The sequence below is a fragment of the Streptomyces sp. Mut1 genome (assembly GCF_030719295.1).
Classification (GTDB): Bacteria; Actinomycetota; Actinomycetes; order Streptomycetales; family Streptomycetaceae; genus Streptomyces; species Streptomyces castrisilvae.
The window spans coordinates 7,417,774-7,438,174 of sequence record NZ_CP120997.1 but is presented as its reverse complement, the minus strand read 5'-3'; the positions used below and the strand labels follow the sequence as shown (position 1 = coordinate 7,438,174).

Below are 20,401 nucleotides of genomic sequence, written 5' to 3'. Positions count from 1 at the left end.
CGCAACGTTACGGCGGCGTGAAATCGCGCGGGGCCTGTCACCCGACCCGGTACCGGCCTTCGCCCGCTACCCGACACCATGGATGAAATCCCAGGTCGGGCTGGGTTTTTGGGCGTGCTTCCGGAGGGATGGGGGCCGCGTGCAGGCGCCGATTGAACCACTGCCGCACGCCCTGCGGGGTGCCGGAGGGCGCTTGACGTACGCGGCGGGGCGCTGGAAGTCTCCGGGACATGTTCGCGACGGCACTTCCCGATGCGCGGCCCGCCCGCGCCGGCCGCCCCGCACCGCAGCCCGTGTGTCCGGGCCCCTGTACCGCCGCCTGACCGGCGGACACCTCACCGCGCTCCCGCGTCAACGCCCCGATCCCGCGCACCGTCGCGCCGGGCATCGCCCCGTCTCCACCCGTGGGCCGCGTTCCGCCCGAATTACTTCCTCTCCAAGATTAATCAGCTCGCCGTCGGCCGCGCCGTATCTCCGGCCGGGGACGAGCACGTCCTCCCGAAGGGAATCCGTCATGTCCTCCACCACCACCGCCGCACCCGCCGTCACCGTCCAGAAGCTCGGCGGCCGCATCGGCGCCGTCGTCTCCGGTGTCCGCCTCGGCGGCGACCTCGCCCCGGAGACGGTCACCGCCGTCCGGGACGCCCTGCTCGCCAACAAGGTGATCTTCTTCCGCGGCCAGGATCACCTGGACGAGGAGAGCCACGAGGCCTTCGGCCGGCTGCTCGGCACGCCCGTCGCCCACCCGACCGTCCCCTCGGCGGACGGCCGTTACTCGCTCGGCATCGACTCCGACCACGGCGGCCGGGCCAACCAGTGGCACACCGACGTCACCTTCGTCCCCGCCTACCCGGCCTTCTCCATCCTGCGGGCCGTCGTGATCCCCCCGTACGGCGGCAACACCCTGTGGTCCAACACGGCCGCCGCCTACGCGGAGCTGCCCGAGCAGCTGCGCACCCTGGCGGACGGTCTGCGGGCCGTCCACTCCAACGACTACGACTATGTGTCGGTGCGGCCCAACGCCCTGCCGGAGGCGCTGGAGCAGTACCGGGAGGTGTTCACCTCCACGAAGTTCCTCACCGAGCACCCGGTGGTCCGCGTCCACCCCGAGACCGGTGAGCGCGTCCTGCTGCTGGGCAACTTCGTACAGCGCGTCAGCGGTCTGACCGGCCGCGACTCGCGGGCCCTGGTCGACCTGTTCCAGTCCCACATCGAGCGCCCGGAGAACACCGTGCGCTGGGACTGGCAGGTGGGCGACGTCGCCATCTGGGACAACCGCGCCACCCAGCACTACGGCGTGGACGACTCCGACACCCACGAGCGCAAGCTGCGCCGCGTCACCATCGACGGGGACGTCCCGGTCGGTGTCGACGGCCGCTCCTCCACCCTGATCAGCCCGGAGGCGGTCCCGGACCCGTCCTTCGGTATCGCGTCGGGCGCCTCCAACGCCGAGGCGCCGGCTGCGTGAGCGCGTACTCCGCACTCCCGGCGGGCGGCGCTCCGGCGCCGCCCGCCGGGGCGCCCCCTCAGGTGATCGTGGTCCTCACCGACCAGCAGCGCTGGGACACGGCCGGTGTGCACGGCAACCGGGCGGGCGTGACACCCGAGTTCGACCGGATCGCCCGCGAGGGCACCCTGTTCGAGCAGGCCATCACGCCCAACCCGGTCTGTGCTCCGGCCCGTTCGGCGCTCCAGACCGGCCGCTACCCGACGTCGGCCGGCGTCTTCCGCAATGGGCTGCCGCTCCCCCAGGGCATCCCCACGCTGGCCGGCGAGTTCGCGGCGGCCGGATACGCCACCGGCTACATCGGCAAGTGGCACCTGGCGGGTGACGACAATCCCGACGGCCCCGTACCGCCCGGACGGCGGGGCGGCTACGACAGCTGGCTCGCCTCGGACAGGCTCGAATTCACCTCGGACACGTACCGCACGGTGGTGTACGACGAGGACGGGGAACCGGTCCGGCTGCCCGGCTACCGTTCCGACGCGCTGATCGACGCGGCGATCCGCTTCGTGGCCGACCACCACGACCGGCCCTACCTCCTCTTCCTCTCCCTCCTGGAGCCGCACCACCAGAACCCCACGGACGACTACCCGGCCCCGGACGGCTACCGCGAGCGGTACGAGGGTGCCTGGCTGCCGCCGGACCTGGCCGCGCTCTCGCCGGGTGCCGCGCAGGGCGGAGCCCACCGTCACCTGGGCGGGTACCTCGGGCAGATCAAGCGGGTCGACGAGGGGGTGGGCCGGCTCCGCGACGCCCTGCGGAGCCTGGGCACCGAGGAGAACACGGTCCTGGCGTGGACGGCGGACCACGGCTCCCACTTCCGTACCCGCAACAGCGAGTACAAGCGCTCCGCCCACGAGGCGTCGGTCCGGGTCCCGCTCGCCGTCACCGGCCCCGGCTTCACGGGCGGCGGGCTCGTCCGCCGGCCCGTCGGCACGCTGGACCTGATGCCGACGCTGCTGGCGGCCGCGGGGCTCACCGTTCCGCCGGGGGTGCAGGGGCGCTCCCTGCTGCCGCTGACCGGTGGGGGCCGCGATCCCGGCCGGCCGGATTCCGCGTTCGTCCAGATCAGCGAGGACCGGGTGGGGCGCGCGGTGCGCACCTCCCGCTGGAAGTACGCCGTCCAGGCACCCGGCGCGGACGCCTGGAACGACCCGGACGCGGACCATTACACGGAGACGGAGCTGTACGACCTGGCGGCCGACCCGTACGAGCTGGACAATCTCGCCGGCCTGGAATCGCACCGCGCGGTCGCCGACGAGCTGCGCCGGGAGCTGCTCGGCTGGCTGGAGCGGATCGAGGGCGCGAAGCCCACCGTGGAACGGGCTCCGGCGCGCCCGGCCGGGCAGCGCCGCGCGGAGTCGTTCCCGGACGGCACACCGTGGGAGGGGGCCCGTTTCGGCCATCGCCCGCGCCCCTGACGCGGTCCGGTCCCGCCTCCGTCCCGCGGCCCTGGGCCGGAGGCGGGACCGGACCTCCTGCTAGGATTGTCACGCTGTTCAGCGTGTACCGAGGAGACCAGACATGGCAGGCGACGACGACATCTCCGGGTGATACCCGGGGCCGATAGCCACAGCGGGCGCCGAGGGCGCCGCCGCGGTGGCCATGTCGTTGTTCCCTTTGGCCATTCCTCCGGGGCCGCGGTCCGTGCCGACCCCGGGTTCACACGCGAGGTCTCACGCATGTCCGACGCACCCGTCATCTGCTCGAACCTTTCCTTCTCCTGGCCCGACGACACGCCGGTCTTCGCGGGCCTGTCCTTCACGGTGGGCAACGGCCGCACCGGGCTCGTCGCCCCCAACGGCTCAGGGAAGAGCACGCTGCTGAAGCTGATCGCCGGTGAGCTGCGGCCCACCGCCGGTTCCGTCACCGTCGACGGCACGCTCGGCTACCTCCCGCAGAGCCTGCCCCTGACCGGCGGCCTGTCGGTGGCCGAGGTGCTCGGCGTCGACGCGGTGATCCGCGCACTGGACGCCGTGGAGTCCGGTGACGTGGGCGAGGAGCACTTCGCCGTCATCGGCGACGACTGGGACATCGAGGAGCGCACCCGTGCCCAGCTCGACCGGCTCGGGCTGGACGGCATTGCCCTGGACCGGAGCATCGGCACGCTCAGCGGCGGCCAGGTCGTCTCGCTGGGTCTGGCCGCCCAGCTCCTGAAGCGGCCGGACGTCCTGCTGCTGGACGAGCCGACCAACAACCTCGACCTCGACGCCCGCCACCGCCTCTACGAGACGCTGGAGGCGTGGAGCGGCACGCTGCTCCTGGTCAGTCACGACCGCGCGCTCCTGGACCGCATGGACCGCATCGCCGAACTCGGACCGGAGGAACTACGCCTGTACGGGGGCAACTTCACGGCCTACGAGGAGGCTGTGCGGGCCGAGCGCGAGGTGGCCGAGAAGAACGTCCGCAACGCCGAGCAGGAGCTGAAGCGGGAGAAGCGCGAGATGCAGCAGGCCCGCGAACGGGCCGAGCGCCGCGCGAGCAACGCGGCGCGCAACCTCAAGAACGCCGGACTCCCGCGCATCTTCGCCGGAAACATGAAGCGGGGTGCCCAGGAGTCTGCGGGCCGGGCCGGCCAGACGCACGCCTCCCGGGTCGGCGAGGCCCAGGCCCGGCTCGACGAGGCGGGGCGTGCCGTACGCGATGAACAGCACCTCACGCTCGACCTGCCGGACACCGACGTGCCCGCCGGGCGCACGGTCCTGCTCGGCGAACGGATGCGCATCCGCCTCGGCGGCCGGGAGCTGTTCACGGGCGAGGGTGCCGGCCTGACGGTCCGGGGGCCCGAACGCATCGCGCTGACCGGGCCCAACGGCGCGGGCAAGAGCACCCTGCTGCGGCTGGTCAACGGCGACCTGGAGCTGGACGGCGGCCTGATCAAGCGTGCCGACGGGCGGATCGCCTACCTCTCGCAACGCCTCGACCTGCTCGACCTCGACCGGACGGTGGCCGAGAACTTCGCCGCTTTCGCCCCGCACCGGACGGAGGCCGAGCGGATGAACCTGCTGGCCCGATTCCTCTTCCGCGGTGACCGCGCCCACCTGCCGGCCGGTGTGCTGTCGGGCGGCGAACGGCTGCGGGCCACGCTGGCCTGCGTGCTGTGCGCGGAGCCGGCCCCGCAGCTGCTGCTCCTGGACGAGCCGACCAACAACCTCGACCTGGTCAGCGCCGGTCAGCTGGAGAGCGCGCTCGCCTCCTATCGCGGGGCGTTCGTGGTGGTCAGCCACGACGAGCGGTTCCTGGAGCGGATCGGGGTGGAGCGGTGGCTCCGGCTGGCCGGCGGAGAGCTGCGGGAGACGGGGGCCCCGCAGACGTGAACCGCTGACGTGCCGTCCAGGCCCGCGCCCGAGGCCCCGTGCCCGGCGGGCCCAGAACCGATCACGTCGGAGGTACCCATGCCCGCCACCACCCCGCCGCCCGCCCTGCTCGCCCACGACCTCGTCCGCACCCTCGGCACGCAACGGGTCATCGACGGGCTGTCGCTCACCGCGTCGCCCGGCCACCGCATCGGGCTGATCGGCGAGAACGGCGTCGGGAAGTCGACCCTCCTGCGGCTGCTCGCCGGAGCGGACGAGCCCGACGCCGGCCAGGTCACCCGGCCCGCCGATGTGGGCTTCCTGCACCAGGAGATGCCCTTCGACGCGCACTCCACCGTCGCCGGCGTCCTGGACGACGCGCTGCGCGAGGCCCGCGCGGACCTGGCGGAACTCGACCGGCTCTCCGGGCTGCTCGCCCGTACGCCCGAGAGCGCCCCGGACCACGCGGAACTCCTGGAGACGTACGGCCGGCGTCTCGAACAGGCCGAGGAACGGGAGACCTGGGACGCCGACCGGCGCGCGGCCGTCCTGCTCGGCGGGCTCGGCCTCGCCGCGTTGCCGCACGGGCGGACCCTCGGTTCGCTGTCGGGCGGGCAGCGCGGCCGGCTGGCGCTCGCCGCGCTGCTGGTGCGGCGGCCGTCCGCCCTGCTGCTGGACGAACCGACCAACCATCTGGACGACGAGGCCGCCGCGTTCGTGGAGGAGCAACTGCGCACGATGCCGGGGCCCGTGGTGATCGCCAGTCACGACCGGGCCTTCCTCGACGCCGTCTGCACGGATCTGATCGACCTCGATCCGGCAGTGGACGGACCCGTGCGGTACGGGGGCGGGTACAGCGACTATCTGGCCGGGAAGCGGGCGGAGCGGGCGCGGTGGGAGCGGCGGTACGCCGAGGAGCAGGAGGAGATCGGGGCCCTGCGCCGCTCCGCCGCGGTGACCGCACGCCGGGTCGCGCCGGACCGCGGGCCCCGCGACAGCGAGAAGATGGGGTACGGGCTGCGGGCGGGCCGGGTGCAGAGCCAGATCGCACGCAGGGTGCGCAACGCCTCCCGCCGCCTCGACGAGCTGGAGCGCCGCCAGGTCGCGGAGCCGCCCGCACCGCTGCGCTTCCGCTACACCGCCCGCGCCGAGCCGTCCGTGCCGGGCACCCTGGTGTCCCTGCGCGGGGTGCGGGTCCCGGGCCGGCTGGCCGTCAACCGCCTCGACATCGCGGCGTCCGAACGTCTGCTGGTCACGGGTGGCAACGGGGCGGGCAAGTCGACGCTTCTCGCGGTGCTCGCCGGGCGGCTCGGCGCTCGGGGCGAGATGGACCGGCGGCCGGGTCTGAGCGTCGGGGTCCTCACGCAGGACACCGTGTTCGCCCGGCCGGACCGTACCGTCGGCGACACGTACGAGGGTGTGCTGGGCGTCGAGCGGGCGGAGCGGGTGCCGCTCGCCTCGCTCGGTCTGCTGCACGAGGCGGACGCGGACAAGCCGGTGGGGCAGTTGTCGGCGGGTCAGCGGCGCAGGCTCGCCCTCGCCCTGCTGATGGCCCGCCCGCCGGAACTGCTGCTGCTGGACGAGCCCACGAACCATCTCTCGCCCAGGCTGTGCGACGAGTTGGAGGAGGCGCTCGGCCCCGGGCCCGGCGCGGTCGTGGTGGCCGGCCACGACCGCTGGCTGCGCCGGCGGTGGCGGGGGCGCGAACTGCGCCTGGACAGCCCTTAGGGTCTGCTCTCCTGTCCGGGATCGCGGTGGATGGGGGTGTGCGAGCCGGTGAGCGGGGTGCCCGTGCCGCCCCGGCGCACCGCGACGATCTCCGCCGCGATGGACAGGGCGGTCTCCTCGGGTGTGCGGGCACCGAGGTCGAGGCCGATCGGGGAGTGCAGCCGGGTCAACTCGTCTTCCGTGACTCCGGCTTCACGCAGGCGCCGGTTGCGCTCCCGGTGGGTGCGGCGGGAGCCCATCGCGCCGACGTACGCGACGGGCAGCCGCAGGGCCGCCTCCAGGAGGGGCACGTCGAACTTGGTGTCGTGGGTGAGGACGCACAGGACGGTCCGGTCGTCGGTCGTGGTGCTCCGCAGATAGCGGTGCGGCCAGTCGACCACCACCTCGTCGGCCTCGGGGAAGCGGGCCCGGGTGGCGAAGACCGGCCGGGCGTCGCACACGGTGACGTGGTAGCCGAGGAACGCGCCCGCCCGGACGAGCGCGGTCGCGAAGTCCACGGCGCCGAAGACGATCATGCGGGGCGGGGGCAGGCTCGACTCGACGAGGAGCGTCAGGCCGCCGGGGCAGTGCGAGCCGCCCTCGGCGATCTCGACGGTGCCGGTGCGGCCGGTGTCCAGCATGGCGCGGGCCTCGGCGGCGGCCGACCGGCCGAGTTCCGGACGGCCGCCGATATGCCCCTCGTACGCTCCGTCGGCCGACACGGACAGCGCCCCGCCGAGCAGGTCGTCGGGGCCGCGCACCACCCGGGCGAGCGCCACCGCCTCCCGCCGGGTCGCGGCCGCCACCGCAGCCCGCAGCACCGGTGCGGCCGGGCGCACCGGTGCGATCAGGATGTCGATGACGCCGCCGCAGGTGAGACCGGCGGCGAAGGCGTCCTCGTCGCTGTACCCGAAGCGCCGGCGCACGGTCCGCCCGTCGTCCAGGGCCTGTTCGCAGAGCTCGTACACCTCCGCTTCCACGCAGCCCCCGGAGACGGAGCCCACGACGGTTCCGTCCCGGTCGACGGCCAGGGCGGCGCCGGGGCCGCGTGGCGCGCTGCCGTCGACGGCCACGACCGTGGCGACGGCGAAGTCCCGGCCGTCCTCGAACCAGGGGTGCAGCCGGTCGGCGATCTCAAGCACCCGGGGTGTCACCCGCCGCTCGCAGGACCCGGTCGGGGCGGATCGGCAGGTGCCGGTGGCGGACGCCCGTCGCGTGCCACACCGCGTTGGCGACGGCGGCTGCGACGCCGACGACGCCGATCTCGCCGATGCCCTTGATGCCGACGGGGTCGCCGGGCACGTGGTCGTCCACCCAGTCCGCCTCGATGAGCGGCACGTCGGCGTGGGCGGCGACGTGGTATCCGGCGAGGTCGGCGTTGACGTGACCGCCCGACGCCTCGTCGCGGACGGCCTCCTCGTGCAGCGCCATGGAAAGACCCCAGGTCATGCCGCCGATGAGCTGGCTGCGGGCGGTGAGCGGGTTGACGATGACGCCCGCGGCGAAGATCCCCAGCAGTCTGCGGGCGCGTACCTCGCCGGTGGTGATGTCCACGGCGACCTCGGCGAACTGCGCGCCGAAGGAGTGCCTTTCCTGCTCCGGGAGGGCCTCGATGGCGTCGGCGGTGTCCGAGCGGGCGGTGATTCCCTCCCGCGGGACGGCGCCGCCCAGGGCCAGCCGTTCGCGCACATCGCTCGCCGCGAGCCGGACCGCCCAGCCCCAGGAGCGGGTGCCGGTGGAGCCACCAGCGATCGCGGCGGGGCCCAGGTCGCTGTCGCCGATGCGTACGCGGACGCGGTCCGGGTTCACCTGAAGGGCGTCGGCGGCGACGAGCGCCATGGCGGTACGGGCGCCGGTCCCGATGTCCGCGGCGTTGATCCGTACGGTGAAGGTGCCGTCGGCCTCGGCGGTCACGGCGGCCGTCGACCGGCCGACCCCGGAGGGGTAGGAGGCGGCGGCCGTGCCGGTCCCGAGCAGCCAGCGGCCCTCTCGGCGCAGGCCGGGGCGCGGGTCGCGGTCCGCCCAGCCGAACCTGCGGGCGCCTTCCTCGAAGCAGGCGAGCAGGTTGCGGCTGCTGAACGGCAGGCCGGACACCGGGCCCGTCGCGGGTTCGTTGCGCACCCGCAGCGCGATCGGGTCCACACCGCATTTCCCGGCCAGTTCATCGAGGGCCGATTCGATGGCGAAGGAACCGGGCGCCTCCCCGGGGGCACGCATCCAGGTCGGTGTCGGCACGTCCAGCCGTACCACGCGGTGGCGGCTGCGGTGGGCGTCGGCGTCGTACAGGACGCGCCCCAGCACCGCGCTCGTCTCGACGAACTCGTGCACGGTCGATGTGAGGTTCAGCGCCTCGTGGTCGAAGGCGCGCAGCCTGCCGTCGGCGTCGGCCGCGAGCCTGACGCGCTGGGCCGTGGGGCTGCGGTAGCCGACGAGCGAGAACATCTGACGGCGGGTCATGACGACGCGTACGGGCCGCTGGAGGAGGGTGGTGGCCATGACGGCGGCGACCTGGTGGGCGCTCAGACCCTTGGAGCCGAAGGCGCCGCCGATGTGCTCGGAGCGCACCCGCACCGATGCCGGGTCCAGGGAGAAGAGCTGGGCGAGTTCGGCGCTCACCCAGGTGCTGCCCTGGTTGGAGTCGATGACGTCGAGCCGGCCGTCGTCCCAGCGGGCGGTCGCGGCGTGCGGCTCCATCGCGCAGTGGTGTTCCTCGGGAGTGGTGTACTCCTCGTCCACGAGGAACGCGGCGCCCCCGATCCGCGCCTCCAGGTCGCCCTTCTCGGCGTCCGCCCGCACCATCGGGGAGTCCTCGGGCCGGTAGGCGTCGTCGCGTCCGGCGCGGAACGCCACGTCGTGCGGCTCCTCCTCGTAGCTGACGGCGAGCGCTTCGGCCGCCTCCCTGGCCTGCTCGGACGTCTCGGCCACCACCAGGGCCACCGGCCAGCCGACGAACGGGACGCGGTCGTGCTGGAAGAGCCCGACGACCGGGTTCGGCCGGCCCAGCATCCCCACGTAGCCGGCGTCGACGCGGGGCGCGTTCCCGTGGTGCAGTACGGCGAGGACGCCGGGCATGGCGAGGACGGGCCCGTCCGCGACGGCGGTGATCCGTCCCCTGGCCACGGTGGAGAGGACCAGCCAGCCGTGGGCGAGGCGGGCGAAGGGGACCTCACCCGCGTAGCGGGCCGCCCCGGTGACCTTGTCGCGGCCCTCCACCCGGGTGCGGCCCGAGCCGACGGCTCCGGTGGCGGCGCTCGGGCCGGTGGTGGTGGTCATCGGGCGGCCTCCTCGGCGAGTCGGGTGAGCACGGCCACGACGAGGTTGCGCATCAGCGTCACCTTGTAGCCGTTCGCGGGGAGCGTCTTCGCGGCGGCCAGTTCGGCGCCGGCCGCCGCGGCGAAGGCGTCCGCGTCGGCCGGGCCGCCGGTCAGCGCCCGCTCGGCGGTGCGCGCCCGCCACGGTCGGGAGGCGACCGCCCCGAACGCGAGGCGGACATCGCGTACGACCCCGTCGCGTACGTCGAGGGCGGCGGCGACCGAACCGATCGCGAACGCGTACGAGGCGCGCTCGCGGACCTTGCGGTAGTGGGAGTGCGCGGCGGCCGGTGCGGGCGGCAGCGTGATGCCGGTGACGACGGCGCCGGCCGGGAGGGCGGTCTCGATGTGCGGGGTGTCGCCCACCGGGAGGTAGAAGGCGTGGATCGGCAGGTCGCCGGGGCCTTCGGCCGTTTCGTACGAGATGACCGCGTCGAACGCCGCGAGGGCGACCGCCATGTCGGAGGGGTGGGTGGCGACGCAGTGCTCGGACGCGCCGAGGATGGCGTGGTTGCGGTGCTCCCCCGCGATGGCGGCACAACCACTGCCGGGTGTGCGCTTGTTGCAGGGTTTGCTCAGGTCGGCGAAGTAGCCGCAGCGGGTCCGCTGGAGGAGGTTTCCGCCGACGGTCGCCATGTTGCGCAGCTGTCCGGACGCCCCGGCGAGCAGCGCCTGCGCGAGGGCCGGATAGTGGCGCCGTACGTCGGGGTGGGCCGCCAGATCGCTGTTGCTGACGGTCGCGCCGACGCGCAGTCCGCCGTCCGGGGTGAACCCGATGTCCCCGAGGGGGAGTTCCTGGACGTCGATGAGGAGCGTGGGACGCTCCACGCCCGCCTTCATCAGGTCGACGAGGTTGGTGCCCCCGCCGAGCAGCCGGGCCCCGGGGTCGCTGCCGAGGAGGGCGACCGCCCCGGCGACGTCATGGGCCCGTTCGTAGCCGAACTCCCTCATGCCACGGGCTCCTTGGTCTCGTCGGCGGCGTGCTCGGCCGCTCGCGCGACCGCCTGCACGATCGACGTGTACGCGCCGCAGCGGCACAGGTTGCCGCTCATCCGCTCACGGATCTCCTCGGCGGTGAGCGCGGGCGCCGCGGCTTCGGGCCGCACGTCCTCGGTGACGGCGCTGGGCCAGCCGGCGGCGTGCTCCTCGATGACCGCGAGGGCGGAGCAGATCTGGCCCGGTGTGCAGTACCCGCACTGGTAGCCGTCGAGATCCAGGAAGGCCTGCTGCACGGGATGCAGCCGGTCGCCGTCGGCCACGCCCTCGATGGTGGTGACCTCACGCCCCTCGGCCGCCACCGCGAGCTGGAGACAGGAAAGGGCCCGGCGGCCGTCGAGCAGTACCGTGCAGGCGCCGCACTGGCCCTGGTCGCAGCCCTTCTTGGTGCCCGTCAGGTCGAGATGCTCGCGTAAGGCGTCGAGCAGGGTGGTGCGGTGGTCGACGGGCAGCGTGTACTTTTCGCCATTGATGTGCAGGGTGAGGGCACTGGACGTCGATGGGGCCATGATCAGCCTTCTTTCGCATTGCTCGGGAGCGTCGGACGCGACGGTGCCGGAAGTCGAAGGGCGATGCGTGCGGGTGCGGGGCCCATGGGCACCGGTCGGCCAAGTGGCTTGATCCGGCGCTATGGTGGAGCCAAGCGGACAGCTGTCCGCTTGATTGTCGAACCTAACGGACAGCTGTCCGGTGAGCAAGGCCGTACCCGGCCGTGGCTCCGGGAGGGGAGAAGGCGTGCGGGAAGACCGGAGCACTCCCACGCGTCCGGACGCGCAGCGCAACCGCGAGCGCATCCTCGCCGTCGCGCTCACCGAGCTGACGCGCGACGCCGACGCGCCCGTCAGTCTGATCGCGAAGAAGGCCGGCGTCGGCCAGGGCACCTTCTACCGCAACTTCCCGCACCGCGAGGCGCTCGTCCTGGAGGTCTACCGCTACGAGATGCAGCAGGTCGCCGACACGGCCGCCCAACTGCTCCGTGACCGCCCCGCCGACCGCGCCCTGCGCGAGTGGATGGACCGGCTCGCGCGGTACGCCATGACCAAGGCCGGCCTCGCCGACGCCCTCCGTGCGGCGACGAGCGGACACGGCACTCTGGCCCAGGTCGGCCACGGACCGGTGACCGAGGCGATCACGCTCCTCCTGGAGGCGAATGAGCGGGCGGGGGGCATCCGCCCCGGGATGACCCCCGACGACTTCCTCCTCGCCATAGCGGGCCTGTGGCAGCTCGACCCCCGCAGCGACTGGCAGCCCCGCGCCGCCCGCCTCTTCGATCTCGTGATGGACGGGCTGCGCGCGGGGGCCGCGGGCTGAGGCGGCGCGTGTCCGGGGCGGGTGCCGCGTCAGCCGGCCAGGCCGGCCGCGAGGGTGGCGCCCAGTTCCCAGCACGCCTCGGTGTCGGCCCTGCCCGGCTCCCCCGTCACCTTCACGGCGTCCGCCGCCCGGCGCCAGCCCAGTCCCGTGGTGATCGTCTCGATGCCGCGCACGGCCCCGGTGACGTCGTTGCCGCCGTGCACGTAGTAGCCGAACGGACGGCCGCCCGTGGTGTCGAGGCACGGGTAGTAGATCTGATCGAAGAAGTGCTTCAGCGCCCCGGACATGTACCCGAGGTTCGCCGGGGTCCCGAGGAGCAGCCCGTCGGCGGCGAGTACGTCGGAGGCCGTCGCGGCGAGCGCGGCGCGGCGCACGACGCGTACGCCTTCGATCTCGTCGGTCGTCGCACCGGAGACGACGGCCTCGAAGAGGGCCTGGCAGTTGGGCGAGGGTGTGTGATGCACGATCAGGAGAGTGGGCACAGCACCGAACCCTGCCGTTCCCGTCCCGCCGCCGCAAGCGGGACGCGCCCCGCGAGCGACGGGGTCAGGAGCGGTGCCCGAAGAACTCGACCTCGGCGACCGCCACCCGGCGGCCCTTGCCGGTGCCGAACGCGGAGTCGAGCGTGAGCCGGACACGGACGGTCTGCGAGCCCCGTACGTCGAAGGTCTGCTGTCCCGCCTGGTCCGCCGGCCGGATCGTGTGTGTGCTCGTGCTGCCGTCCTTCGCGGTGAGTTCCGCGGTGATCCCGGCGGGCCTGGCCTGTGTGAGGAACTCGTCCTTGCGGGCCGATGTCCCGGAGAACACCACCATCTTGGTCAGCCGGACCGGCTGGTCGAAGTCGCACTCCAGGTACTCCCCCTGGCCGTCGCCGGGGTCCTTGGGCGCCCAGTACCGGTTGTTGAAGCCGTCGAACGCCGCGCCGGCGGCGTGCCCCGGTGCCGCGCTCGAACCGTGGCACGCGGAGGGCGGCAGGGACTCCGGCGCGCCCGTCTCCTCCTTGGCGAGGCCGAGCAGACCGGACAGGTGCGGGAGCGCGAACCACACGCCGGCCAGTACGACGAGCAGCGCGAGGGGCACCCCGAGCCTCGGCAGGCTCCGGCGCCGCCGGGGCCGCGCTCCGGCGGAGTGCGACCGCGCCGGGCCCCGGTGGAAGATCCGGCGCCACCACGGCGGGCGTACGGCGGGAGGGGCTCCCGGGTCGAGGAGCAGCGCGCACCGGACGCACAGGGTGCGCTCCGGAGCGTTCCGGGTGCCGCAGCCGGGGCAGACCACGGGCTCGCCGGCAGCCCTCGGGGCGGGGTCCGGTGGCGCGGGCGTGGTGGGTTCCTGGTCGGGCGTCCACGCCGCGGGGCCGGGCAAAGGCCCGTCCGGACCGTCGCCCGGCCGCCGGGGCGCGGCCCCCGCGGGCTGCACGGAGGCGCGGGCCGGGCCGGGGGGCGTACGCGGCGGGGCCGGGGCGGGCTCCCCAACGGGAGGGGCGGCTCCCGGCGGCCGTTGCGCGGGGACGGCCGGCAGGAGGCCGGCGGACGAGGGACCGGTAGCGGGCGGCCCTGGCGAAGGTCCGGCAGCGGGTGGCCCCGGCGGCGAGGCCGGAGGCACGGGCGCCGGGGGCACGGGCGTGTGGGCCCGGGGCGGCGGGGGGCCGGGCGGCGTGGACGCGTCAGCGGCAGGTCCGGTCATCCGCGGTGGCGGCTCGGGGGCCGGCGGGCCGGGTACGGGGCCCGACCGGCCGCCCCGGCCCGTCCCCGTATCCCCCTCGTCCGGCTCCCAGGCGAGAAACGCCTCGCAGGAGGCGCAGAATTCGCGCCCCGGCTCGTTCCTGCGCCCGCACGACTCGCAGATCACTGGGCAGCACCCCCCGCGCCCCCGTCCGGGGGCAGGATCTCCAGCGTGAAGCCCACATGGGCCGGGACCTCCGCGGCGATGAGCTCCTCCAGACGCGCCCGGTCGATGTCCCGGCCGCGCCGCTCCCGGACCCGGATCGTCACCCAGGGACGCGGGGCGCCCGGAAGCGCGGTCCGCGGCCCTGTGGACCAGGCGGTCCCGCCGCTCTCCGTGATCTCGGGTTCCGTACCCGTCCGCAGCCGTACCGCCTCGGCGAGGCCGCCCGCCGTGCCGCGCCGGGCGTGCCGGGCGACCGCGCCCCGCACCGTCTCGCGGCGTCGCACGTCCGGGCTGTCCTCGTGGGGCTCCGCCGCCACCCACTGGGCCAGCCAGGCGAGGAAGTCGTCCGGGGCGCTGCGCGGGTCCAGGTGGGCGGGCAGGTTGTCGATCGTGAGCAGGACCGGGGCGAGGACGTCGTCGAGGGCGCCGAGGAAGCGCCGGAGGAAGTCCTGCTCCAGGTAGACGGCGGGCAGTTGTTCGATGAGCGGGTGCGGGGTGGCCAGTCCGGGGACGCCGGTGCGCATGGTCTCAGGCCCCTCTCACCCGGAGCTGGTGCTCGTAGCTGAAGACCAGCGCGTGCCGGTCGAGTGCGATCTTGGTGGTGGCGTCGGTGCGCTCGCCGGTCACCGGGTCGGCGCGGTAGAGGCGTACGTCCTCCACCAGGTCGACGCCCGGCACCCGCTGGAGCACGGCGAAGGCCTCGCCCGCCTGGACCGGCCGGCCGAAGGGCCAGCCCTGTCCGTTCGGCCCGCCGGACAGGGGGTTGAAGTACCCGTAGAGCGCGGCCAGTGCCTCGTCGCGCACGCGGTCGCGGACCGCGCCGGGCTCGGCCTGCACCGAGGCGACGACGGTGACGCCCTGGTAGAACGGCGGCTCGACCACGAGCCGGGCGCCGATCGGGCGGCGCTCCTCCAGGTGCCCGGCGATCAGACGCAGGGTCGGGGCGGGCGGGATCAGCTCGTCGAACCCGATCCTGCCCTGTTCGTCGCTGCGCCCGGCGGGCACGACGAGGAGCCGTACGCCCTGGGCCTCGGCGCCGCTGTCGTCGCCGTCGGCCCCGGCCCGGATGCAGTGGACGCGGGCCGCGTCCGGGGCGACCTCGCGGGCGAGGAGTTCGTAGTCGTGGGGGACGACGGCCCGGTGCAAGGTGCGCAGCGTCATCGGGCCGCGCACCCGGGCGCTGTCGACGCTCTCCCCGTCGACGCCGCCCAGCGCGGGCCTGCGGTTCTCCACCCGTGCCACGTACGGGATCGCGCTGCGCAGGATCTTCAGGGTGGACCTGGCGACGTTGCCGCGCAGCCCGCCGCCCGTGCGGTAGGAGCGCACCCGCACGGTGGCGCCCTTGGCGGGGACCGCTCCGTAGTAGCGGATGGAGCCGTCCCGTTCCCGTACGGCCGGGCCGAACTCGACGCGGCCGGAGTTCGGGTCGAGCGTGATGTGCCGGTCCTCGGGTCCCGAGTGCGCGAAGTCGTCGACCCTGGTCCAGTGGGTGTACTGCGGATCGGGGCCGCTCGCCGGGTCGGCGACCTCGACGACGAAGTCCCCCGGCACCACGGGCGGCCGGGCGAGCGCGAAGGTCTGGCCCGGTACGCCTTCGGCGGCTCCGAGCACCTCGTCGGTGATGGTCTCGGCGTGCTCGGCGGCGGCGGTCGCGCCGATGGTGAACGCGGTGATCCCCCGGAGCACGGGCGGTGCCAGATAGGTCGGGCGGCCCGGCTCGGCCTCGATCAGGCGGCAGCGCAGCCAGCCTCCGGTACGCCGGACGACGGCGGCCGGGGTGTGGGTCCTCGGGAGGTGGAGGATGAGTTCGCCGGACCGGTTGAAGCCGCCGGTGCCGTCCTTCTCGACCTCGCAGACCGCCCAGCCGGTGCCGTCCCAGGCCTCCCAGACGAGCGGCGGCCGCAGCGGGTCGACACCGACGCCCTCGACGCGGCAGTCCAGCCGCAGCACGACGACCCCGGCCGGTACGGCGGCCGACAGACCCACGTAGAGGCAGTCGCCGGGCGCGGGAGTGGCTCCGAAACAGGCCACGTCACGGCCGATCGCCAGCTCCTCCGTGCGGTCGGCGACCTCCTCGGCGGCCGGCCAGGTGGCGAGGTGGGCGAACGAGCAGGGGACGACGGCCAGTTCGGCGGTGGTGGTGAAGACGACCGCCTCCTCCGTCTCGGTCCGGACGGTCGCCACCTCGGTCCCGGCGCGCACCACGACGGGGTCGGGGCGGGGCGCGGACAGCCGGAACGTCACATCGGTGCGGGCGGCCGTGGGCGGGTGCAGCTGGACGCCGATCAGGTCGAGGAAGGTGAGGTAGCTCTTCTCCGGCACCCGGTTCACCCGGTAGACGAGCTGGTCGACCATGGTCGCGAACGCCTCGATCAGCGTGACGCCGGGGTCCGAGACGTTGTGGTCGGTCCACTCCGGGCAGCGCTGCTGGACCAGGCGCTTGGCCTCGTCCACCAGGCCCTGGAAGCGGCGGTCGTCCAGATGGGGACTGGGCAGGGTCACGCGCCGGCCTCCTCGTCGTCGTGGCTCGTCTCCGGCCCGTGCTGGGGGATCACGTAGAACGGGAAGACGAGGTTGCGGGGGTCGTTGGAGCCGCGCACGGTGTAGCCGATGTCGATGTAGAGGACCCCGTTGTCCGCCGCGTCGAAACGGACGGTGACGTCGGCCACCTCGATCCGGGGCTCCCAGCGCTCCAGGGCGAGGCGCACCTCGTACGCGAGCTGCCCGGCCGTCCCGGCGTCGGCGGGCGCGAACACGTAGTCGTTGACGGCGCAGCCGAACTCCGGCCGCATCGGGCGCTCGCCGGGCGAGGTCGCCAGGATCAGCCGGATCGATTCCTCCAGTTCCCTCTCGCCGCGCACGAGTGCGATGGACCCGGTGGCGTCGGTGCGCGGCGGGAAGGCCCAGCCCGCTCCGATGAACTGCTCTCCCATGCCCGCTCAGCCTCCGATCAGCACGGTGGCGCAGCCCGCGACGATCGGTGATCCGCAGGCGCTCAGGTCTCCGACGCGGGCGGCGGGCCTGCCGCCGATGAACACACTGGTGCTGCCCGGGGGCGCGATCACGGACGGCGGGTGGACGAGCGGGGACGCGCACTGGTGGGGAGTGCCCACCGTGGCGGCGGGCCTCCCGCCGATCAGCACCGAGATCACCCCGGGCGGCCCGACCGTGCCGGGGTGTCCGGTGGGGTCGGCGACCCGTGCGGCTGCTGCTGGCGGCATGCGGTCCACTCCTGTTCACTGCGTGCGTGCGGTACGTCAGTTGAGCTGGATCATCGGTGCGCTGACGGAGACCGATCCCCCGCTCTTCACGTCCGTGCGCCGGCTGCCCTCGACCGTGACCTGGCCGCCGTGCACCTCCACCGCGCCGTCGGTGGAGAGCGCGACCCTGCCGTTCCCGCCGTTCAGGGCGAGGCCGTTGCGTGAGGTGAGGGTGACGCTGTCGCCGGTCAGTTCCAGCTCCCCGCGTCCGGCGTCCACGGTGACGCCCTTGGCCGCCTTGACGGAGACCTGCTCCTTGGCCTCGATGGTGACGCTGCCGTCGCTGTTGATGACGACGGCGGTGCCCCGCCGGTCCAGGTCGATGGTGAGCTTGCCGTCCCCGGTGCGCAGCCGTACGCCCTGCGGTCCGTCGGCCGCGTCCAGCAGCTCCAGCTGGTTGCCGCTTCTGGAGGCGAAGGCCCGGCGGTTGACGGCCCCGGTGGTGGGGTCGACGAGGTCACCGCCGCCCGCGTCGGGGGCGGCCGCGGCGCCCGGCCCGCCACCGCCGGGCCGGTCCTTGCCGTTGTACAGCCCGGCCAGCACGTACGGCCGGTCCAGGTGGCCCTGTTCGAAGCCGACCAGCACCTCGTCCCCGACCTCGGGGATGAACGCCTCGCCGCCGCCCGTCCCGCCGGACTGCGCGGTACGCGCCCAGTCGCTCGCGTACTCGTCCGACAGCCAGGGGAAGCGCACCTTGACCCGGCCGGAGCCCTCCGGGTCGTGGGTGTCCGTGACCGTCCCGCTGACCAGGCCGGCGCAGCGCGGGCCGCCGCTCTCCGGCCCGCCGCCCGCGGTGAGCCCGAACAGGGAGCGTTCCTGCTGCCCGGACACGGTGATCCAGGTCTCGTATCCGCGTACGGCGTCGAAGACGTGGCGTGAGGTGGTGACGGTGTAGCGCCCCTCGAAGGGCGCGCCGACGGCGTTCAGCGCGACGGCGCTGCCGGCCGTGACCTCGGGGTTGCCCCGGATCACGGCGTCCAGTTCCGCGAACGATCCGGCGATGCGCTCGGCCAGTGCCTTCGCCGCCTGGTCGACCTGGGCCTGGGTGCCGTAGGCGGCGTCGGTGACGACGAACCGCGCCTCGCCGAAGGGGGCGGTCACCTCGGCCGCGGTCACGCCGAGTTCGAGCGTGGCGGACGTACCGGCGGGTGCCTTGCCGACCAGGGGTTCCTTCGCGCCGACGTCCCAGCCGCGCACCTCCACCTCGGAGACCTGTTCGGCTGCCGAGACCCCGGCGCGGCAGCGGAGCAGGTTGCCGCCGAGTTCGAGGACGAGGGGATCGCGGTCGGCGCGCGCGGAGCTGTCCGGCGCCCCGCTCGCCTCGGCGGGCCGGGTGATGTGCAGCTGCCCGTCGCGTACGTACGCCTGGGCGCCGGCCTCCTCGGCGAGGCCGCGCACGAACTCCCAGTCGGTGACGTTGGGCTGGGCGATGTGTTCGATGACGGGGCCTGCCACGTCCACGTTGCCGGGTTTCAGTCCGGCGCGCTGGGCGACCTGGCCGCAGATGTCGGCGAGCGTCATGTTCTGGTAGGTGGCGACGCGCCGGCCCCGCAGCAGCCGGTGCGAGGCGTCGAGCCCCCGGATCACGGTGAAGGTGCCGGTCTCGTCGAGCTCCACCTCCAGGGCCGTGACCGCGCCTTCGAGGAGCGGTTGGGGGGCCGTGCCGCCGCCCACGCGGGCCAGCAGCCGGGCCTCGCTGCCGATCTTCAGGCCGGTCTGCCCGAGCAGGAGGCGGTCGGGGTCGCGGAACCGCAGCAGGAACAGGTCGGGGAGCGTGCGGCTGTCGTCCACGTACCCCTCGACCAGGGCGTTCATGAAGGTGGCCGGCAGCGGTCGGCCGTCGAACTCCACCACCAGCGCGCTGGCGACCCCCTGGTGTGTCATCGGCCCGCCCCCCGGTCCCCGGCGTCTCGCAGCCGGCTCAGCTCGTCCAGGGCGGGCAGCAGCAGCTGGGTGCCGGGGACGAGCCGCAGCGGGTCGTCGATACCGTTCGCCTCCGCGATGACCCGCCAGGCGCCCGCGTCGCCGTACTCCCGGTGGGCGAGCGACGGCAGCGAGTCCCCGGAGCCCACCCGGTGCACCCGCCGCGCCGCCAGCGCGCCCGAGGTGGGGTTCTGTCCGGGCGTCTCCCCGCTGATCTCCTCCATGGTGACCTGGCACACGGCTCGGATCGGCACGCCGGATGTCGTGAACAGGGTGTATTTCGCGGCGACTTGGCTCACGTACCCGGGGAATCCGGTCAGTCCGCCCCAGTGGAACACCACCCAGGGCGGCGAGGAGCGCTGCTGCTGCCTCGTCTCGCTCGTCGGCACACAGCACGTGAACAGCTGCTCCACCGCCGTGACGACGCGGGTGTCCTGGGTGTCGCCCGCGTCGAAGAACATCTCCACGGTGAGCTTGCTGGGCTGCGATCCCTGGTACTCGGGCGGGCCCGAACTCTTCGCGCCCTTGGCCGGAGTCCGCTTCCAGGACGCGGCCTTCGTCAGGCTCAGCTCCTTGGGGTTGAACTGGAAGTCGATCCGCCCGCACGGCCCGCCGGGGGTGAGGCCGCCCCCGGTGGGCGGCGTACGCAGCTCCAGGTAGGCGTGTTCCAGCTTGGGCCTGGCCGAGCCGCCCTTCGCGGCCGACGCAGCCCCGGACGTCCCGGCCGCGCTGAAGGCGATGGGTCCCGCGCCGCTCACGCCGCTCAGCCCTCCATCACGTAGCCGTGGTGGGCGATCTCGATCGTCTCCATCGCGACCTTGGGCGACTCCGGGGTGAACGAGGGACCGGTCCAGCGCACGGGCACGACCTCCAGCAGCCCCCACTGGGCCACCTTCCGGCCGTCACCCGTGCGCGCCTCGATGTGCGCGGTCTTGCGGCTGAACCCGGTGGTCATGGTGGCGAACCAGCGGGCCACCTTCTCCGTCTCCCGGGTGAGCGGCCGCGACAGCTTGACGTTGGAGTACTTCAGCCTGGTCGGCAGCTGCCACACATGCCCGTTGTTGCCGCCCTCCTCCCGGGTCTCCAGGACCACTTCGCAGCCCAGCCCGTCACAGGTGTTGAACGACCCGAGCTCGATGTCGTCGATCGTCACGACGAAGCAGACGCTGACGGCGGGGTCGTCCGGGGCGGAATCGGTGGCCATGG

The 20,401-nt window shown here is 74.0% G+C and carries 18 protein-coding genes; 5 read left to right on the top strand and 13 right to left on the bottom strand.

The window, feature by feature from the left end:
* The first annotated feature begins 514 nt into the window (after window positions 1–514).
* From P8A18_RS32220 to P8A18_RS32205, 4 genes are all read left to right on the top strand, one after another.
* Window positions 515–1,468 carry a TauD/TfdA dioxygenase family protein gene (locus tag P8A18_RS32220; protein ID WP_306060312.1) on the top strand — a complete coding sequence of 318 codons (954 nt, stop codon included), beginning with the start codon at window positions 515–517 and terminating at the stop codon, window positions 1,466–1,468.
* Window positions 1,465–2,925, top strand: a complete 1,461-nt coding sequence (locus P8A18_RS32215; RefSeq protein ID WP_306060310.1) for a sulfatase-like hydrolase/transferase — start codon at window positions 1,465–1,467, stop codon at window positions 2,923–2,925. Before P8A18_RS32220 ends, P8A18_RS32215 begins: the two co-directional genes overlap by 4 nt.
* A gap of 261 nt (window positions 2,926–3,186) precedes the next feature.
* A complete protein-coding gene (gene abc-f, locus P8A18_RS32210; RefSeq protein WP_306060308.1) occupies window positions 3,187–4,821 on the top strand; it encodes a ribosomal protection-like ABC-F family protein in 1,635 nt (544 codons plus the stop codon).
* 78 nt (window positions 4,822–4,899) lie between these two features.
* Window positions 4,900–6,528, top strand: coding sequence for an ABC-F family ATP-binding cassette domain-containing protein (locus P8A18_RS32205; protein ID WP_306060306.1), 1,629 nt, complete (start codon window positions 4,900–4,902; stop codon window positions 6,526–6,528).
* On the opposite strand, the gene P8A18_RS32200 is transcribed toward P8A18_RS32205, so the two are convergent.
* The 4 genes from P8A18_RS32200 to P8A18_RS32185 are packed head-to-tail and all read right to left on the bottom strand — an operon-like array spanning window position 6,525 to window position 11,323.
* Window positions 6,525–7,649, bottom strand: a complete 1,125-nt coding sequence (locus P8A18_RS32200; RefSeq protein ID WP_306060304.1) for an XdhC family protein — start codon at window positions 7,647–7,649, stop codon at window positions 6,525–6,527. The genes P8A18_RS32205 and P8A18_RS32200 overlap by 4 nt on opposite strands.
* Window positions 7,642–9,780 (bottom strand): xanthine dehydrogenase family protein molybdopterin-binding subunit, encoded by a 2,139-nt coding sequence (locus P8A18_RS32195; protein ID WP_306060303.1) that lies wholly within the window; start codon window positions 9,778–9,780, stop codon window positions 7,642–7,644. The genes P8A18_RS32200 and P8A18_RS32195 overlap by 8 nt, the downstream gene beginning before the upstream one ends.
* Window positions 9,777–10,769 (bottom strand): FAD binding domain-containing protein, encoded by a 993-nt coding sequence (locus tag P8A18_RS32190; protein WP_306060302.1) that lies wholly within the window; start codon window positions 10,767–10,769, stop codon window positions 9,777–9,779. Before P8A18_RS32190 ends, P8A18_RS32195 begins: the two co-directional genes overlap by 4 nt.
* Window positions 10,766–11,323 (bottom strand): 2Fe-2S iron-sulfur cluster-binding protein, encoded by a 558-nt coding sequence (locus P8A18_RS32185; RefSeq protein ID WP_306060301.1) that lies wholly within the window; start codon window positions 11,321–11,323, stop codon window positions 10,766–10,768. Before P8A18_RS32185 ends, P8A18_RS32190 begins: the two co-directional genes overlap by 4 nt.
* A gap of 226 nt (window positions 11,324–11,549) precedes the next feature.
* Here P8A18_RS32185 and P8A18_RS32180 point away from each other — a divergent pair, with 226 nt between their 5' ends.
* Window positions 11,550–12,125 carry a TetR/AcrR family transcriptional regulator gene (locus P8A18_RS32180; RefSeq protein WP_306060300.1) on the top strand — a complete coding sequence of 192 codons (576 nt, stop codon included), beginning with the start codon at window positions 11,550–11,552 and terminating at the stop codon, window positions 12,123–12,125.
* 29 nt (window positions 12,126–12,154) lie between these two features.
* On the opposite strand, the gene P8A18_RS32175 is transcribed toward P8A18_RS32180, so the two are convergent.
* The 9 genes from P8A18_RS32175 to P8A18_RS32135 form a co-directional block, all read right to left on the bottom strand.
* The gene (locus tag P8A18_RS32175) at window positions 12,155–12,607 is read right to left on the bottom strand and encodes a flavodoxin family protein (RefSeq protein ID WP_306060299.1); all 453 of its coding nucleotides are present in this window, start codon (window positions 12,605–12,607) and stop codon (window positions 12,155–12,157) included.
* Between the two features lie 64 nt (window positions 12,608–12,671).
* Entirely contained in the window at window positions 12,672–13,487 is an 816-nt protein-coding gene (locus P8A18_RS32170; protein ID WP_306060298.1) for an NADase-type glycan-binding domain-containing protein, read from the bottom strand.
* A gap of 482 nt (window positions 13,488–13,969) precedes the next feature.
* Window positions 13,970–14,536, bottom strand: coding sequence for a phage tail protein (locus tag P8A18_RS32165; protein WP_306060297.1), 567 nt, complete (start codon window positions 14,534–14,536; stop codon window positions 13,970–13,972).
* Window positions 14,537–14,540: 4 nt separating this feature from the next.
* Window positions 14,541–16,514 (bottom strand): putative baseplate assembly protein, encoded by a 1,974-nt coding sequence (locus tag P8A18_RS32160; RefSeq protein WP_306060296.1) that lies wholly within the window; start codon window positions 16,512–16,514, stop codon window positions 14,541–14,543.
* The gene (locus P8A18_RS32155; RefSeq protein ID WP_018552066.1) at window positions 16,511–16,945 is read right to left on the bottom strand and encodes a gp25 family contractile injection system sheath assembly initiator; all 435 of its coding nucleotides are present in this window, start codon (window positions 16,943–16,945) and stop codon (window positions 16,511–16,513) included. Before P8A18_RS32155 ends, P8A18_RS32160 begins: the two co-directional genes overlap by 4 nt.
* 6 nt (window positions 16,946–16,951) lie before the next feature.
* Complete coding sequence (locus P8A18_RS32150; RefSeq protein WP_306060295.1) at window positions 16,952–17,233, bottom strand: PAAR domain-containing contractile injection system baseplate protein; 282 nt, start codon at window positions 17,231–17,233, stop codon at window positions 16,952–16,954.
* Between the two features lie 36 nt (window positions 17,234–17,269).
* Window positions 17,270–19,156, bottom strand: coding sequence for a VgrG-related protein (locus tag P8A18_RS32145; RefSeq protein WP_306060294.1), 1,887 nt, complete (start codon window positions 19,154–19,156; stop codon window positions 17,270–17,272).
* Window positions 19,153–19,953 (bottom strand): CIS tube protein, encoded by an 801-nt coding sequence (locus P8A18_RS32140; RefSeq protein WP_306060293.1) that lies wholly within the window; start codon window positions 19,951–19,953, stop codon window positions 19,153–19,155. Before P8A18_RS32140 ends, P8A18_RS32145 begins: the two co-directional genes overlap by 4 nt.
* 5 nt (window positions 19,954–19,958) lie before the next feature.
* Window positions 19,959–20,399 (bottom strand): phage tail protein, encoded by a 441-nt coding sequence (locus P8A18_RS32135; RefSeq protein ID WP_018552062.1) that lies wholly within the window; start codon window positions 20,397–20,399, stop codon window positions 19,959–19,961.
* Window positions 20,400–20,401: the final 2 nt, after the last annotated feature.